This window comes from Cyanothece sp. BG0011 (genome assembly GCF_003013815.1).
Lineage (GTDB): Bacteria > Cyanobacteriota > Cyanobacteriia > Cyanobacteriales > Microcystaceae > Crocosphaera.
This window is the reverse complement of the sequence record NZ_PRLH01000096.1, coordinates 47,562-63,758: the sequence shown is the minus strand read 5'-3', so window position 1 is coordinate 63,758 and position 16,197 is coordinate 47,562. Positions and strand designations below refer to the sequence as shown.

Here is a 16,197-nt window from a genome sequence, read left to right as displayed (position 1 = left end):
TGGTACTAACTGGCGTGTAGGGCAAACTACACCGAGGCAGACTCCCTGTGTCCCAAGGATTAATTTGACTGAGCGAGAATGTTTAACCCTTCGGCTACGCGGAAACTGAGCGGATCGAGTGAGCCTCGCCGAACTCCTTTCAAAGCTCAGGGTTAACATCGAGCTTGCGCTGAGCAATGTCGAAGTGCGAAGTCGAAATGTTAATGTTATTTTTCCACCCTATAGATTACCACTTCTGGGTCATTGGGGAAATGGGTTACTTTGGTTTTGTTATCGAATCTCTCAACTCTCGAAAAAAGACATTAATATAATTATTTTATAATTAATCCTTAATAATTAATATTGATTGATTATAGAATGATAGCTTATTCGCCATTGCTTAAACCATTCTTTGAGGAAATAATTGAGGGCGAAAAGCCCTCCTTCACAGGATTAATAGGCTAAGGTTTCTAGGGTTTCTCTCAGATAGGAACGCACTTGTTGATCGAGGGATTCTCCATCAGCGTCTTTGTCTTGTTGGGCCTGCCATTGTTGAAACCCTGAACAATCAGCGATCGCTTGTTGTAGATTTTCCCAAACTTCTGCTTCTGCTTGAGGGTTGGCTGTCATAGTTGAGTTGGTCATCGGTGTTTTCTATCTCGTCAACATCACTGCTTTCTAGCATAACTCAGGTCATTTTCTCCTTGCTGATACCGATTACACAATTCTGAAGAAATTATGTAGTTGTTTCGGTCACATTTGATGTTGAGTTGAGAGTAGGAATTAAAAAGATTTTATTCACTCGTAATCCGATGACAGTAAAATGACTGCTAACTTGATCTAAGGGAATCGGTTCGGTCGCTAACCAGGTTTTTTCTGAGGTGGATAATATTCCTAAAACACTGACCGGAACTTGCACAAATAGGTTACACAATAAGAAGGCTATTGCTGCGATCGCTAATCCTAAGATACGCCATTGGGGTAATATAGATGCGGTCACCGCTGCAAAGGGGGCTAATTGATAGAGTAACCCACCGATTCCTAGTAATCCGATGGCTGTTATACTATGAAAGATTTTATTTTTTCGGGTTTTCAAAAGGCGCAATAGTTTTCTTTGTTCTTCTGTTAAACTACTGGGTCTGACAGCTAAGAAAAGAAGGCTAAAAAAGTCAAAGGGTTTTGTCCATTGCATCCAGAGAATAGGGATAACTCCTATGACCCCAACGAGAACTAATTCTGCCCAATAAAATGGCCAAGGATCACTCACGGCGAATCCTATCCACATGACAATTAATAATAAAGGGGTAAGGGCTAAACCCGCTACATGAATCCATAAAAAGGGTTCAAGACGAAAATTATTCATAGGTTTCGTTTCTTGATAAACTAAATAATTGTTATTAATGATGATGTTTATGATACCAAATCTTTATTCATCTGTATCCTTTCGGAAACAAGACTTAATTAAGGGATTATTGATGATCTTTTTTTGTGTCGTTTTAACCGCTTGTCAAAGCAAGGCGGTTCCTCTAGAATTTGCTCCTGATGGTAAAATTGTCAAGCAAGCGATCGCCCTTCAACTGAGTCAACGTTTAAACCCCTTAAGTGAACAGTTAAAGACCCAAAAACCTCAGTTAGATATTAGCAATATTAATGTCAAAAAAATAGACCCTGTTACTATTAGTAATCTTCCCAGTTATCATCTAACCGGAACCTACAATTTAAAACTTATTTTACCCAGTCAAAAAGTTAAACAAAATCAAAACAAATTTGATGTTTATCTACAACGCCAAGCAGAAGGTAAAACCTGGCGACTGTTGAGTAAAGATAACAAAACCTCTGATCAAGACTCTGTCTGGAAAAGCTATTTGATCATGAATAATTAATCATGATCTAGCTTTTAAAAGTTATAAACTCATTACCCAATCTTTAATTAAACTGTTAACTTTTTCGGGAATTTCATCATGGGGACAATGGCCGGCTTCTAAATAATATTCTCTTAAATTAGGATAATATTGACGGTATTTTTTGCCTCTTTCTTGCGCATTCATCCAAGGATCTTTTTCTCCCCATAACATTAGTAATGGATGAGGTAATTGTGTTAATAAGTTATCGACGGTTTCCCCTTGGGGAGTTTTGAACACTGAGGCAAACACTTGCGCTGCCCCCACATCACAAGACGGACGATAAATATCATTAACTAACTGTTCTGTCACCGCTTCTTTATTGTAATAAACTTTGTTCAACGTTTTACGAATCGTTCCAGGACGACGCATATATTGAAACAATAAATAACTTGCCCAAGGTTGTAATAAAATAGAGCGAGTTATTTTTTGGACTCTTTTAGGTTTAGTTACTTTTTGGGTATCACTAAACGGTCCTGCACTATTGAGTAAAATCAGTCCTTTAGCGGTTTCTGGACATTGAGCCGCCACACAAAGGGAAGCATAACCCCCTAAAGAATTACCTGCTAAAATAACAGGTTGACCGATAATTTCTGTGATAAAAGCTTTTAATTGATCGCGCCAAAGATCCCCACTATATTGTAATTTGGGTTTAGCAGAGCGGCCAAACCCTAATAAGTCAATCGCCCAAACTTCAAAATCTTCTTGTAATTGAGCAATATTTTTCTGCCAATGATCAGTAGATGCGCCAAACCCGTGTATTAATAGTAAAGGATGACGGTTAGGCTGTTTTTTTCCAGCTTGGACATAATAAATGTTATGGCCTTGCCATTGCCAATATTGTCCACGAGAGGGAGACTGAGAAGAAAGATCAGCTATTTGCATGGCGATCGCACTTTGTAAAGGAATATTAATCTCCTTTTTAGTGTAACGGGTGAGGATTCAAATTAACAAGGTTGGTCAATCAGAATGTAGAATTTAGAATGTAGAATTTAGAATTACCTCCACCTCAAGTTGGAGGCTTGAAACAAGGAAAACTCGCCATCCCTCGACCGCTTTTCATCCCCTTGAAATAGGAGACTTGGAATCCTTTTTTTCGGTCAGTTCATTCAATCGTTCAAAAATTGAACTAAATGGGTCAATTTATCCCAAGCAGCCCCACTATTAAGGATATCTTTAGCGGTTGCGATGGCTTGTTGATGATCTTGCCAAGGAACAATCTGACCCAGTTGCAGAGCTAACGCAGCATTTAACGCCACTGCATCCTGTTGAGCTTGGGTTCCTTTTCCTTGTAACACCTTGGTTAAAATCGTGGCATTTTCCTCCACATTGCCCCCTTTTAAAGCCGTTAAAGGAACAGAAGTTAACCCTAATGCTTTGGGGTCAATTTCTCCCAAACTGACCTCACCCTTGTTTAAAAACGCCACATCGGTTACATCGCCTAACCCTGCTTCGTCGAGGGTTTCACGGCCATGTAACACCATGGCTTGAGAAATTCCCAATTGATTTAACGCTTCGGCCATGGGACGAATAAATTGAGGATGATAAACCCCAATCATTTGACCGGTGGGACGTAAAGGGTTGACCAAGGGACCTAATAAATTAAAGATAGTACGCACTTTTAACGTTTTCCGTAACGGGGCCACGTGCTTCATAGCAGGGTGCCAACCGGGGGCGAATAAGAAAGTAATCCCCACAGTTTCCAAGGCTTCGGCGACTTTTTGGGGGTTAGCTGAGAGTTTAACCCCTAAATATTCTAAAACATCAGCAGAACCGACTTTACTTGAAGCGGAGCGGTTGCCATGTTTAGCCACTTTCACCCCGGCCGCTGCCGCAATAAAGGCCACCGCCGTGGAAATATTAAAGGTTGAGGCCCCATCCCCTCCGGTGCCACAGGTATCGATAACAGGGACATCATGGGAGATGGGTTGATCTTGCCTTGACTGTTGTTGCAACACTTGGGCCATTCCCGCGAGTTCATCGGCCGAGACTCCTTTTGCTTGAAGGGTGACTAAAATAGCCCCGGATAAGACTGGGGGAATGGCTTCGTTTAACCACCCTTGCATCAGTTGAGAGGCTTGGGTTTGGGATAAAGACTGACCATCAAGCAGTTGTTGTAATAAGCTTTGTGTAAATTCTAAAGAATCTTGAGTGACCATTAACTATTTAAACGTAGAAAGATTAGGACATGAAAATATTAGCAAACTAAACGGGAATACTGAGCATAGAGAGTCAATATTGATCCCCATGACACCAGCGCACAAGTCCCGAAGAAGTATTGCAGTCACAGAGACTGGAAAACGGAAACTCAGAGAAGCTCAAAAGCGAAAGGGTGGTAAACGTATCACCTATGAAGACATCGAAGAAAAGTTAGAGTTTCAGGTGTCTCGTAGTACCATTGAAAGATTTTTTCGGGGAAAAGCAGTGGAACTTGAGAATGCAATGAGCATTGTCGAGGTGTTGGGGTTGGACTTGCAAGAGGTGGTTGACGTGGCTCAGTATCAAAACCTGATTTTAGGGTAACCAGGGATATTGCCGAAAATTAGGGGGACGCTTCTCTAAAAAGGCTTGTTTTCCTTCTGCTCCTTCTTCTGTCATATAGTAGAGTAAGGTGGCATTCCCTGCTAACTCTTGTAACCCGGCTTGTCCGTCGCAGTCAGCATTAAAAGCAGCTTTGAGACAACGAATGGCAATGGGACTCTTGGCTAAGATTTCTGTTGCCCATTGAACCCCTTCTGCTTCTAATTGGTCTACGGGAACGATACAATTGACTAACCCCATGTCTAAGGCTTGTTGTGCGTTATACTGACGACAGAGAAACCAGATTTCTCTGGCTTTTTTTTGTCCGACAATACGGGCTAAATAACTGGCTCCAAACCCACCGTCAAAACTACCCACTTTTGGGCCGGTTTGTCCAAAAATGGCGTTATCGGCAGCAATGGTGAGGTCACAGATTAAATGTAAGACATGGCCGCCACCGATGGCATATCCGGCCACTAGGGCAATCACCACTTTAGGCAGCGATCGGATTAATCGTTGTAAGTCTAGCACATTTAAACGAGGAACCCCGGCATCGTCTACATATCCGGCTTGGCCCCGGACACTTTGGTCCCCACCGGAACAAAAGGCGTATTTTCCATCGGTATGAGGTCCGGCCCCGGTGAGTAAAATGACCCCAATGTTACTATCTTCCCTCGCATCACAAAAGGCATCATATAATTCAAAGACGGTTTTTGGGCGGAAAGCGTTGCGTTTGTGGGGACGGTTAATGGTAATTTTGGCCATACCATCAGCTTTATGATACAAAATATCTTCGTAAGTTTTGGCAATTTGCCAGGTTATTTCCATCGGTTAAGGCAACATAAGCATCAATAGTCTATTAAACCATGATCTGATTCCCAATTAACTATTATATATACAAATTATTGCTTCCTTCTTGATAAGAGATGAATATAAATTAAACTCAAAAATAGGTTTTAACCCCTGAAAAAACCTTCTCTTGAAATGGACTGGATTTTACCTCAATCTGCTAGGGTATACTAAGTAATACGCAATTAACTCAGTTGTAAAATTATTAGATGACTGGGTGGTTATTCCAGCAGCTAATCTAACTTTACTGACTGGATTTTTAATTTGTTGGTTAACAATTTGGGGATTTTTTAAGTTTTATTGGGTCATTACAAAGTTAGTTATGACGGTTAGCTTAATTACTTTTGGTACTATTTGGTTAGGTCCTTGGACGAATGCGGTGACGGCTATTTCTGATACGGAAAGATTACAAGCATTGAATAATCCTTTATTTATGTTTGATACTAAAGCTCTGATTATTGGTGGTTCAATTCAAATTTTTAGTCTAATTTTTATCTTTATCATTTCCTTTGAGAAACCCTGGGGAAGACGAGATATTAAAGGATAAAATTAATTTTAATACTTCAGATAATTAGGAAAATAAAACTATCTTTTTATTTTTTAGCTAATAGAAAAACAAAGCGATCACAAAATTCTAAATCAGAGACATTTTTATAGTTTTCTCTCATTTCTTGTAACCCATTATTAAGTTCTTCATCGTCAAATCTCGATAATAAGGACATATATCTATTTCTTACCATGTTAAAATACTTTTCTTTGGAGATAGAAACATGATAATCTATAAAGTTTACTGTGGTTTTAAAGCCAATTTTTTCACAAAGATTAACTAAATTATTGTAGTGAGGTTGTACGGACTCATACACCGATAATGCTTGTTGAAATAAGGGATATTCAATGGTAGGAGGAAGTAAAATAATTAATAAGATTCCTTGGTCATGTAATCGATTAAATAATCCTGTTAAAAGTTTCTCTTTATCATTAATATGATGGATCATTTCTTTGATTAAAATTTTATCATAGTTTCCTGGCTCATGGGCAAATTCTATGGCATCTTTAACTACTGTTTGATAATAACTATTATTTGGTGTTTTTTCGAGCATTTTATCAGACGGATCGACACAAATTATTTTATTTTCTAGGTTTATTTGTGTTCTAATTGCCTTACTATAAATCCCGGTTCCACATCCCAAGTCTACTAAAACATCTGTTAGTTTTAACTGTAAATTTTCAATGATTGCTTGAGTCAAAAAATAAATAAACTCAGAAGAATTCGCCCAAAAATCGTCATACTGATTAGCTAATTTTTGATAATGCTCTTGAATTGAATATTTCATAAGATCACCTCTCTAAAATTATTAATGGGTTTAGCAATGCTAAACCCCTACAAGTTCTTAACCAAACTATCATTAATGAGATAACTATTAACGACCTAAAGCCTCTTTAATTATATCAACTAAGCTGGTTCCTCCCCAAATAGCCACCATAATAATAGAAGTAGAAAGAACAGCAGCCAGACAACAAATAACCAAGCCGCCTAAACTAATAAAGCCATCATCTTCTTGAAGACCAAAAGCCGTTACAAAAATACCGATCGCAGGTAAAGTATTGGTTCCAGGAATAGGAATCATCATCGAAATTGACATTAAAGCGATCGCAACTCCAATAATAATTCTGCCGGGAACACTAGCACAAATATAAGTCATTCTCGGACGGGTTAAGGACTCAATTCGTTGTAACCAAGGATTTCCTTTTTTAATAAAAGCTTGAACCGTTTTTAACTTCATTGAACCTTTCATCATCCTTTCAGGAAGCCAAGGAATTTTTGCTCCAGCAATGAGTTGGATGGCTAACAAAAACATTAAAATTCCAAAAGGAATGGAATAACCAGGTGCCGGAACTGGTAGAGCAGAAGGTAAGGCTAAAATTACAAATAAAAAGCCAAAAACTCGTTCTCCAGCTAACTCTAAAATATCAATTAATTTTACATCCGAGGAACGTTCCTCTTGAAAAAAATAACGATTTAATTCTACGGATAATTTTGCCATAAGGGTGTTGTTGAGAAATTTTTAAAAAGATTGAAGATCAATATACCACATAAAAAAAGGGGTAGGAATGACCTACCCGAAATTTATAAAAGACTTGAGATAGCTTGCCCTTTATCGATGGAATGACTAAGATTAGGTTCCCACAGTCCAAGAATTGATATATTCGTCTTGTTCAGGGGTTAAAGTATCAATTTCAATGCCCATTGCTTTGAGTTTTAAGCTGGCAATTTCTTGATCGAGTTCTTTAGGAATATTGTAAATACCGGGTTCTAATTTACCTTTATTTTGCACTAAATATTCACAAGCGAGCGCTTGGTTAGCGAAACTCATATCCATTACCGCGCTAGGATGTCCTTCAGCAGCGGCCAAGTTAATTAAACGGCCTTCACCTAAGACAACAATCGCCTTACCACTGGGTAGGGTATATTTTTGGGTAAAGTTACGAACTTCTTTGACTTCAGTGGCTTTTGCCCCTAAAGATTTTAAGTCAATTTCAATATCAAAGTGACCGGAGTTACAAACCATGGCACCGTCTTTCATCACTTCAAAATGTTCGGGACGGATAACGTGCTTATTACCAGTTACCGTAACAAAAACATCCCCTTGCTTAGCAGCTTCGGCCATGGGCATGACGCGGAAACCGTCCATAGCAGCTTCAATGGCTCTGACGGGGTCAATTTCAGTCACAATAACATTAGCACCGAGGCCACGGGCCCGCATGGCGACCCCTTTACCACACCAACCATAACCAGCCACTACAGCCACTTTACCCGCTAAGAGAACGTTGGTAGCGCGGATAATACCATCCAGGGTAGATTGACCGGTTCCGTAGCGGTTATCAAAGAAGTGCTTAGTATCAGCATCGTTAACATTCATGGCGGGGAAGGTAAGAACCCCATCCTTTAACATTGCTACTAAACGAACAATACCGGTAGTGGTTTCTTCGGTGGTACCGATAATGTCTTCCATCTGATGTTGACGCTCTTTGATCAAAGTCGCAACCACATCACTACCATCGTCAATGATAATATTGGGGCGATGATCTAAAGCCGTTTGTACATGACGGTGATAAGTCGCGTTATCTTCCCCTTTGATAGCATAGACAGGAATATCATAATCAGCCACTAAACAAGCAGCCACATCGTCTTGAGTCGATAAGGGGTTACTGGCGATGAGTAACGCATCTGCTCCCCCGGCTTTAAGGGCGATCGCTAAATTAGCGGTTTCGGTGGTAACGTGACAACAAGCGGTGATACGAATACCCTCGAAAGGCTTTTCTTTACTAAACCGTTCTTGAAGTTGGCGGACAACGGGCATTTCCCGGGCAGCCCATTCAATGCGTTGTCTTCCTTGAGCAGCCAGATTTATATCTTTAATGTCGTATTTCGCTTTAGTTGGAGTTGCAACCATAGGAGAAGTTGTCCTTAATCAAAATGATGTGCTAAGAGGCCAGTTTAACTTAATTTTACATTTTTACGAACCTTTGGCTATTTAGTGAACTGTTCACTGATTGTAGAAATTTATCAAGCTCTTGCAGTAACATAAGTTTACAAAGCCTATCAGAATTAGCTCGATGAAATCCCCAAAAACCTCTCATCAAGGACAGGGTTGGTCCCTGGATGAACGTGACCCCAAATTTATAGAACAGCTGATGCCTTACTGGAAATGGTTTTATGACCACTATTTTCGGGTCAAAACCGATGGCTGGCATCATATCCCCTCCCATGGTCCAGTGTTATTAGTGGGGTCTCATAACGGGGGGTTAGCTTCTCCTGATACGTCGATGATGATGTACGACTGGTTTCGTCGTTTTGGCACTGAAAGGTTATGTTATGGGTTAATGCACCAGTCTGCTTGGAAAATGAGTTCCCCTGTCACCCGGTTAGCCGCTAAAGCGGGGGCAGTTCAGGCCCACCCTAAAATGGGCATTGCCGCCCTGAGACAAGGGGCTGGGGTGTTAGTTTATCCAGGAGGCGCACAAGATGTATTTCGCCCCTACAAGGATCGTCATAAAATCGAATTAGCGGGGCGCAAAGGCTTCATTAAACTGGCGTTACGGGAAAAAGTGACTATCATTCCCCTGATTTCAGTGGGGTCCCACGAAACTTTATTTATCGTGGGTGACTGTTATGAACAAGTCAAAATGCTGCATCAATGGGGACTACCTTGGATCGAAGATACTGATCCCGAAGTTTTTCCTATTTATCTCGGTTTACCTTGGGGGATTGGTATTGGACCGGCCCCTAATTTTCCCCTGCCTATACCGATTCATACCCGTGTTTGTCGGCCCATTGTTTTTGAACGCTATGGAAGAGAGGCCGCCCGCGATCGCACTTATGTGGATGCTTGTTATGATTTAGTGGCCACCAAAATGCAGGAAGCTTTAGATCAATTGGTGATTGATAGTGGAAAGGAATAAGGAAACTCAGTCGATCAAAAAGTTGCTTGTTTGGGTTGCATGGGAGCGTCGGAGCAGGGAGAAGGGGAGATTATTTCAAAGTTTTTTAGGGTAAATGTAGACTCGTCGCCTTATTAATCTCTCAATTTCTCGTTTATAATCATTAAGTTTTTTAAGATGAAATAGAAATAAAAAATGATACAAATTATCTCTCTCCCTGCTCCCCCACTCCCTGCTCCCATGCAGTCTTGACTAGCAATATAGATGAAATGATAAAAAGCTGAGTTAAGCCAAAGCACTTTCGCTACCTGAGTCACTCATAAACAAACAAGATGAACCGGTCATATGAATTGTTTTGTGAACAAAATTAAAATCAGGAACAGACTGTAAGCCAATAAAGTCCATATCTCCTTGAGGGGTTTTGCCGATACAATTGGGAAATTCGCCGACAATAATTAAGCTGTTAGCGGTGGTGGGAATACGGCACAAATCTCTTAAACTATTAATATAATTTTCAGCTTCTTTTCTATCTTCTTCTTGGGGAATGACTGAAATAATATTTAATTGCGCTTTCCAGGCTTTTGATAATCGCAACGCCATTAAAATTGCTAAGTCTGTATTGCCTTTTTCTAATCGTTCAATCATGGGTAAATCTTCTAACTGAGGTCGAATCCACAAATTAATGACTTCCATTCTTCCTAACCCTGCATTGGGATGTAATCCTAATAGCATGACCCCGACTTCTAGCTGTTTGGCTTCGTTGAAAACGGGTAATAATTGCTCCCAATCACTGGCTTGATCAGGAAATCTTAAAAAGAGAATATTGGGACGAAAAAAGGCACTTTGTAAGGCTTGTAATGCCGTGATAATCCCTTCACTTTCTAGCTTCACTTTCATCACGGAAATGGTGGTTAATAGTTTATGATGACGAAAGGACCTGGCTAATTCTCTAAGCTGTAAAGATAAGGTTTCTCCTTGATTATTGGTGACAATTCCTAAGAGTTGTAAAAAGCCTTCGGGTTGGGATAAATCTAATAAAAGGCGAAATTCTCCTAGTAACTGTGAACCGTCTTCAATGGGGACTAAAAAGGTGGGTTTCCAGGCTCGAACATTGGTTAAATCTAGTTGGATAACTTTCATAGCTGACCATTGAGCGATCGCGGTAAAAATTCCACTTCTAACGTCAGCCGGACGCTTGGCTTTGGGTAAACTTACTAACCTTAAATAAATAGCCAAAACAATAGCAATGGCCACTAAACTTAGGAAGGGACGAATGACTAACATGGCTAAGATACAGCCTAAAATTCCATACAAAGGCACAATGATAGGAACTTTAAAGGTCGGTCGAAAGTTCATCAACCCTAAACTAGATTCGACTAACACCACCAGGTTGATAGTGGCATACGTTAGGAGGAAAAATAGGGTAATTAAAGGAGCGATCGCATTTAAGTCTCTTAATAATAATGCGAGTAAAACAATCCCGGCACTCACTAATAAAGCGCGACGAGGTTCTCCATTTTTTGACAGTTTGGCTAACCCCTGGCCCCAAGGGATTACCCCATCTTTGGCTAAGGCGGTTAAAATACGAGGCGCGCCCACTAAAGAGGACAAAGAAGCACTAAACGTTGCTGCTAACAACCCCATTAAGACTAAGGGTTGCCATCGGGCTTTTTCTACTAAAATGGTATAGTTATTAATCAGTTCTTGAGGGGGAGCAGCACGGGCAACCCACCAACATAAAATGACATAAATAATGGTACTTAAGGCAATGGCTGAGAGGGTTCCAATGGGAATATTTTTACGGCTATTTTCTAGTTCTCCCGACATATTAACCCCTGACATAATTCCTGTGGTTGCCGGGAAAAAGACCGCAAAAACACCCCAGAAATTAATATTAGGAAAATCTCCCCAATCTTGCCAGGTTTGATTACTATGCCAAGTCAGAGAACTGGAAAAAATAGAGATTAAAGATAAAATGATTAAAATTAAAACTAAATATTGAACCCGAAAGGCAAAACCAGCACTAATATAAGCAATTATAAAAATGATTGAAAAAATAGTAAAATCAATGACTAAAGGGGAATGTTCAGGAAATAAAAATAACCATCCTTCTCGAAACCCAAAGATATACATGGCAGCAGCTAAGGCTTGAGAAACAAATAAAGGAACCCCCACACTTCCCCCAATTTCTAACCCTAACGACTTAGAAATCATCGCATAAGGTCCCCCTTCTCCCATGCGTGTATTGGTGGCAATCGAAGCAATAGAAAGCCCTGTCGCTACGGTAATACTCACCGATAAGAGGACAATGGTTAACCCTCCCCATAAACCAGCATTACCCACCACCCAACCGATTCTTAGGTACATAATTGCCCCTAAAATAGTTAGTAATGTGGGCTTAAATACTCCTTCAAAGGTGTTATACTTTTTACGGGGAGAAGGGGCAGTATTAAAAGGGAATGGGTTAATAAATTTTAAAGTTTTCTTGATTTTCCAAGGCATAATTAAAAAGAATATTCTTCTTCTTTTATTGTAATGCCTATAGTTTGAAATGACGGGAATTGTAACTTAGTTTTATACACTTAATTTAAGGGCATTAACAGGAACTTCATCCCAAGAGTCTACGGTTCTTAAACTCGCTACCCATCCTTCTTTTTTTTGGTCTTCTGTGAGGTTATTGACCCAGGTTTGATGGCAATCTTCTGCTGCAGTTTGATCGCAGCAAGCAATACAAGAATAGACGATTCCAGAGGGATCAATTTGTTCGTTTACCCAAATAGTCATAATATTGGATGATTGTCTTAGCTATGGTTTTTATATTCTTTATTATAGCTGAAAATTGACCCTTTATAAGTTAAAAAATATAAATTAGTTTTAAAATGATAAAATAATCAGTAGTCATTAACAACTATTTCTTTAGGCATATTAGTTAACGTTAAAAACAGGGGAACCATCACAATGAGAAAACTCTATTTTTTATTACCAGGAACCGGAAAAAAGTTTGCTTGTGGGGGACTATTTGCAGAGTTAAAAGCTTTTGAGTTAGCTAAACAAGTTTGTCCCTCTGAAATCGTTATCTATCGTCAAAAAGAAACAGACAATCTTTTTTTAGATGATGTTTTAAAACAAAACAATTTAGAGGATGTTATTTTTGTGATTAGTTGGGGCTTTGATGTTCCTAAACTGGCTAAAAAATTAAAGTCTTATAACGTTATTTATCATGCTCATAGTGCAGGATATGGCTTTAATTTACCGTCTAGTATTCCTATTATAACTGTTAGTCGTAATACCCTAGGTTATTGGGGTCAAAAATCTCCTAATAGTTTAATCTATTATTTACCTAATGAAATCTCTGATGAGTTTAATAACTTAAATATAGAAAGAGATATTGATGTTTTAATTCAAGAAAGAAAATCCTCCGATTATTTGGTAAAGCAACTGGTTCCTGCTTTAAAAAATCAATGTAATCTTGTGCTTATTGATCATTTTGTCGATGATTTATCTAAGTTATTTAATCGGTCTAAAGTTTATCTTTATGACTCAGCAGAATATTGGGCGCAACAGCGTGTTAGTGAAGGGTTTGGACTACAACCAATGGAAGCTTTAGCTTGTGGTTGTCAAGTTTTTTCTAGTATTAATGGGGGACTATCTGATTATTTAGATCCAGGATTTAATTGTTATAAAATTGCTGGTTATTCAACTGAGTATGATGTTAAACGGATTTTAAAAGCTATTAATTCACCGCAAAGATTAACGTTATCTCCTCAGATTTTAGCAGAATATAGAAGTGAAAATATTATCCAACGATTAGAAACTATTTTAGAAGAAATTAACTTCTTTTTTGATCATAAACCACAACTCAAAGGAGATATTCAGGATTTAACTAAACTCAAAATGGTTCAGTTATTCCTCAGAAAAGTTCAGAAAAAAATCTTTTCTAAATCAAACTTATAAAATAGGAGATAACAATTGCCATCCTTTGATAAAATTACCTTGCATCAGTTTAGAAATACCTTCTAATGCTTTGAATTCTTGAATATTAGGCTGCATTTCAAGGGCAGGTTTTAACGCTTTTTCTGCTGCATTGGGTTGCCAATTATATAAATACACAAAAGCAAGATAAGCATGGTGATAGGGGTTGTTGGGGGCAATATTAATCAGTTGTTTTAAAGCTGCGATCGCTTCTTGGGGATCTTCTTGTAATACTTGAGATAATACTAACCCATAAGTCCAGTTTAACTGATGGTTTTGAGGATAGTGATCTAAGCGATATTTTAGGGCTATTTCTATTTGTTTAAGATAGTCTTGAATGGGATCATATTGATTAAAACGGCCAACTTTACTAAAGATAGTATCTAACCCTGATATTCCTTCCCCTAAATTAATAGAAACATTGCGCAATTGAGTTCCTAAATCTAATTGAGGAGAGGGTAAAGAATTCAGGCTATTATTAATAGTTAAAGTGACATCAGGTACAGGTATTAAATAACTTTCATTCGTCTGACGATTAAGATACATTACCCTAAGACTATAGTTACCGTTTTTGATAGTTTGTGTAGGCAACATTGCCATCGTTTCCGTCACTTTAAACCCTTGATTATCAGGGAAGTTTCCCCATAACATTCCTTCCCCAATTCCATGATCATGTATCCAAGCAACTTGATAATTATTATTATTGATTCCTTCAGGATACCAAGATAATAACACTAAACCATTTTGTAATTCTTGCCAATTTCCTGACCATTCATAAGTAATAGGAATAGGATAATTAGAAGAAGCTTGTTGAGGAATAATCACTCTATCTAAGCGAATTTTATCAACAGATTTAGTAATTGGTTGAATTTTAACCGATGCTTGTTTGCGATGATATAATTTAACTAAACTTTGATCCGGCATTTTCCAGGTTTCAATCAGATTAAAGTCTGGATTATTGTTTAAAGTGTCAGCAAATTTTAATTGATTTTCCCTAGCAAAACCATTGTCTCCAGTTTTGCTTAAAAACCAATCAAAAGAAACACTATCTTGTTCAATATATTCTTCTTTATTTCCTAATTCTCTTCCATAAACCTGAAAATTAGCTAACTGACCATAATAATTAATCGTGTTATGATTAATGTTATCAGTGTTAGCAATAACTCCTAAATTTACGATTTGATAAGGTGTAGTTTCTTGTGCCGTTTCAATTATATCTTTAACAGGAATTTCTTGACCTAAAGAGGGACGAAAAGCGACACCAGGACTTAAGAATAAAGAAAATTTTTCTGTTCTAGGAATGGGAAATAAATTAGTAATCATTACGACAATAGCTAACAATACAGTTATCCATCGAACCGGTTGCCATTTTCCTCGCCATCGGGTTAAACCATAGCCTAAAAACACAGCTAAAATAGGCAGATAAGACATAATATAGCGAGTATCTTTATTAAAAATGGCTGAACAAATTAAATAAGATCCAACAAAATAAACCCCTAACCATTTCATGCTTTCGATGACTTTTTTATTCTCAATATTATCTTTATCTTTTGGAAATTTACCTAATAAATGTAACAATAATCCCACCCCAGGAACTAATAACAATACCCAACCGACAGCTAAAGGTAAATCTTGCCAATAATAAGTCCAAGCAGCTATAGTATTAAGAGGGGGATCACCTTCATAAGTTGCAGGAATAGCATTGGAGTTTTGGACTGTACTAAATAAATAAATCCAGTTCGTTCGATACCAAGGAAACCACAGTAAACTAGAAACAAGAAAACTTACCCATAATTGTAGAATTCTCTCCCATTTTTTTTGCCATAAATAACTAATTGCTAACCAAACTAAAGGAGTAAACAGGAAAAACATAACACTTTGTTTGGTTAATAAAGCAAGTCCCCAACCAACCCCAAAAATTATTGTCCATAACCATTGTTTTTGTCTATTATTTTCATATTTCCATACCGTTAAACAGCAAAAACAAGCAACAGTTAATACCATTAAAGGGGTGTCAAGTAAAAACTGTAAACGGGTTTGATATAAACGGGGAAATAATAGAGTTAACCCTGCACTCCATAACCCAACTTTAGGATTCAATAAGGTTTTGCCAATGATATAAACTGAAACAATTAAAATTCCGTTGTATAATAAATTTGATAAGAGAGCTTGATCATTTCCTAAGCCAAAAATCTTTTGAAAAAATGCCCCAATAATGTAAGTTATAGGAGGGTATTTTGTTGATAACATCCAAAAACTACGCCACCATTCTCCATTAAAGATTTCAGGAGAATTTAAACTATAATAATATTGTAGAGACTTGGTTAAATGATTACTCTGATCCCAAGCAGGGAGAGAGTGATCTAAACTTAACCATAAGCGATCGCATAGATTACTTCCTAACCATATTAATCCTAAAATTATCCAAATACGAACTTGAGAGGCAGAGAATTTTTTACGTAACATAGGGAATGGTTATAATTAAAATTTTAGATTATAATCTACTCAATTATAGACGAAAGCTTAGATATAA

At 38.1% G+C, this 16,197-nt stretch carries 15 protein-coding genes and 1 pseudogene; 5 read left to right on the top strand and 11 right to left on the bottom strand.

All coding sequences use genetic code 11. The features are described 5' to 3' along the window. Positions 1-432 precede the first annotated feature (432 nt). Together C4E06_RS12570 and C4E06_RS12565 are read right to left on the bottom strand one after the other, a co-directional pair. On the bottom strand, positions 433-624 hold the full coding sequence (locus C4E06_RS12570; protein ID WP_107668375.1) for a hypothetical protein: 192 nt from the start codon (positions 622-624) through the stop codon (positions 433-435). A gap of 91 nt (positions 625-715) precedes the next feature. After that, positions 716-1,342, bottom strand: coding sequence for a low-complexity tail membrane protein (locus C4E06_RS12565; RefSeq protein ID WP_107668374.1), 627 nt, complete (start codon positions 1,340-1,342; stop codon positions 716-718). Between the two features lie 49 nt (positions 1,343-1,391). Between C4E06_RS12565 and C4E06_RS12560 the strand changes: the two genes are divergently transcribed. Continuing rightward, positions 1,392-1,862, top strand: coding sequence for a hypothetical protein (locus C4E06_RS12560; protein ID WP_107668379.1), 471 nt, complete (start codon positions 1,392-1,394; stop codon positions 1,860-1,862). Positions 1,863-1,883: 21 nt separating this feature from the next. On the opposite strand, the gene C4E06_RS12555 is transcribed toward C4E06_RS12560, so the two are convergent. Together C4E06_RS12555 and trpD are read right to left on the bottom strand one after the other, a co-directional pair. After that, positions 1,884-2,765, bottom strand: coding sequence for an alpha/beta fold hydrolase (locus tag C4E06_RS12555; RefSeq protein WP_107668373.1), 882 nt, complete (start codon positions 2,763-2,765; stop codon positions 1,884-1,886). Between the two features lie 224 nt (positions 2,766-2,989). Then, positions 2,990-4,039: an anthranilate phosphoribosyltransferase gene (trpD, locus tag C4E06_RS12550; RefSeq protein ID WP_107668372.1), complete on the bottom strand. Its 1,050-nt coding sequence runs from the start codon at positions 4,037-4,039 to the stop codon at positions 2,990-2,992. Here trpD and C4E06_RS12545 point away from each other — a divergent pair. Beyond that, positions 4,032-4,403: a helix-turn-helix transcriptional regulator gene (locus tag C4E06_RS12545; protein ID WP_198648608.1), complete on the top strand. Its 372-nt coding sequence runs from the start codon at positions 4,032-4,034 to the stop codon at positions 4,401-4,403. The genes trpD and C4E06_RS12545 overlap by 8 nt on opposite strands. On the opposite strand, the gene menB is transcribed toward C4E06_RS12545, so the two are convergent. Beyond that, positions 4,395-5,228, bottom strand: coding sequence for a 1,4-dihydroxy-2-naphthoyl-CoA synthase (menB, locus tag C4E06_RS12540; RefSeq protein ID WP_107668371.1), 834 nt, complete (start codon positions 5,226-5,228; stop codon positions 4,395-4,397). The genes C4E06_RS12545 and menB overlap by 9 nt on opposite strands. Positions 5,229-5,427: 199 nt before the next feature. Between menB and C4E06_RS29555 the strand changes: the two are divergent. After that, positions 5,428-5,796: pseudogene (locus tag C4E06_RS29555) on the top strand (hypothetical protein); the annotation flags it as partial. A gap of 46 nt (positions 5,797-5,842) precedes the next feature. Here C4E06_RS29555 and C4E06_RS12530 read toward each other — a convergent pair. From C4E06_RS12530 to ahcY, 3 genes are all read right to left on the bottom strand, one after another. Then, the gene (locus tag C4E06_RS12530) at positions 5,843-6,583 is read right to left on the bottom strand and encodes a class I SAM-dependent methyltransferase (RefSeq protein WP_107668370.1); all 741 of its coding nucleotides are present in this window, start codon (positions 6,581-6,583) and stop codon (positions 5,843-5,845) included. Positions 6,584-6,670: 87 nt separating this feature from the next. Further along, on the bottom strand, positions 6,671-7,294 hold the full coding sequence (locus C4E06_RS12525) for an exopolysaccharide biosynthesis protein (protein ID WP_107668369.1): 624 nt from the start codon (positions 7,292-7,294) through the stop codon (positions 6,671-6,673). A gap of 132 nt (positions 7,295-7,426) precedes the next feature. Further along, positions 7,427-8,704 carry an adenosylhomocysteinase gene (ahcY, locus tag C4E06_RS12520; protein WP_107668368.1) on the bottom strand — a complete coding sequence of 426 codons (1,278 nt, stop codon included), beginning with the start codon at positions 8,702-8,704 and terminating at the stop codon, positions 7,427-7,429. Between the two features lie 163 nt (positions 8,705-8,867). Between ahcY and C4E06_RS12515 the strand changes: the two genes are divergently transcribed. Then, a complete protein-coding gene (locus tag C4E06_RS12515) occupies positions 8,868-9,713 on the top strand; it encodes a lysophospholipid acyltransferase family protein (protein WP_107668367.1) in 846 nt (281 codons plus the stop codon). A gap of 264 nt (positions 9,714-9,977) precedes the next feature. On the opposite strand, the gene C4E06_RS12510 is transcribed toward C4E06_RS12515, so the two are convergent. Next, positions 9,978-12,194, bottom strand: coding sequence for an amino acid permease (locus C4E06_RS12510; RefSeq protein ID WP_107668366.1), 2,217 nt, complete (start codon positions 12,192-12,194; stop codon positions 9,978-9,980). 72 nt (positions 12,195-12,266) lie between these two features. After that, entirely contained in the window at positions 12,267-12,476 is a 210-nt protein-coding gene (locus tag C4E06_RS12505; RefSeq protein WP_107668365.1) for a glycogen debranching protein, read from the bottom strand. 174 nt (positions 12,477-12,650) lie between these two features. Here C4E06_RS12505 and C4E06_RS12500 point away from each other — a divergent pair, with 174 nt between their 5' ends. Beyond that, entirely contained in the window at positions 12,651-13,646 is a 996-nt protein-coding gene (locus C4E06_RS12500; RefSeq protein WP_107668364.1) for a glycosyltransferase, read from the top strand. Here the strand turns inward: C4E06_RS12500 and C4E06_RS12495 are convergent. Beyond that, positions 13,641-16,130: a phospholipid carrier-dependent glycosyltransferase gene (locus C4E06_RS12495; RefSeq protein ID WP_107668363.1), complete on the bottom strand. Its 2,490-nt coding sequence runs from the start codon at positions 16,128-16,130 to the stop codon at positions 13,641-13,643. The genes C4E06_RS12500 and C4E06_RS12495 overlap by 6 nt on opposite strands. Positions 16,131-16,197: the final 67 nt, after the last annotated feature.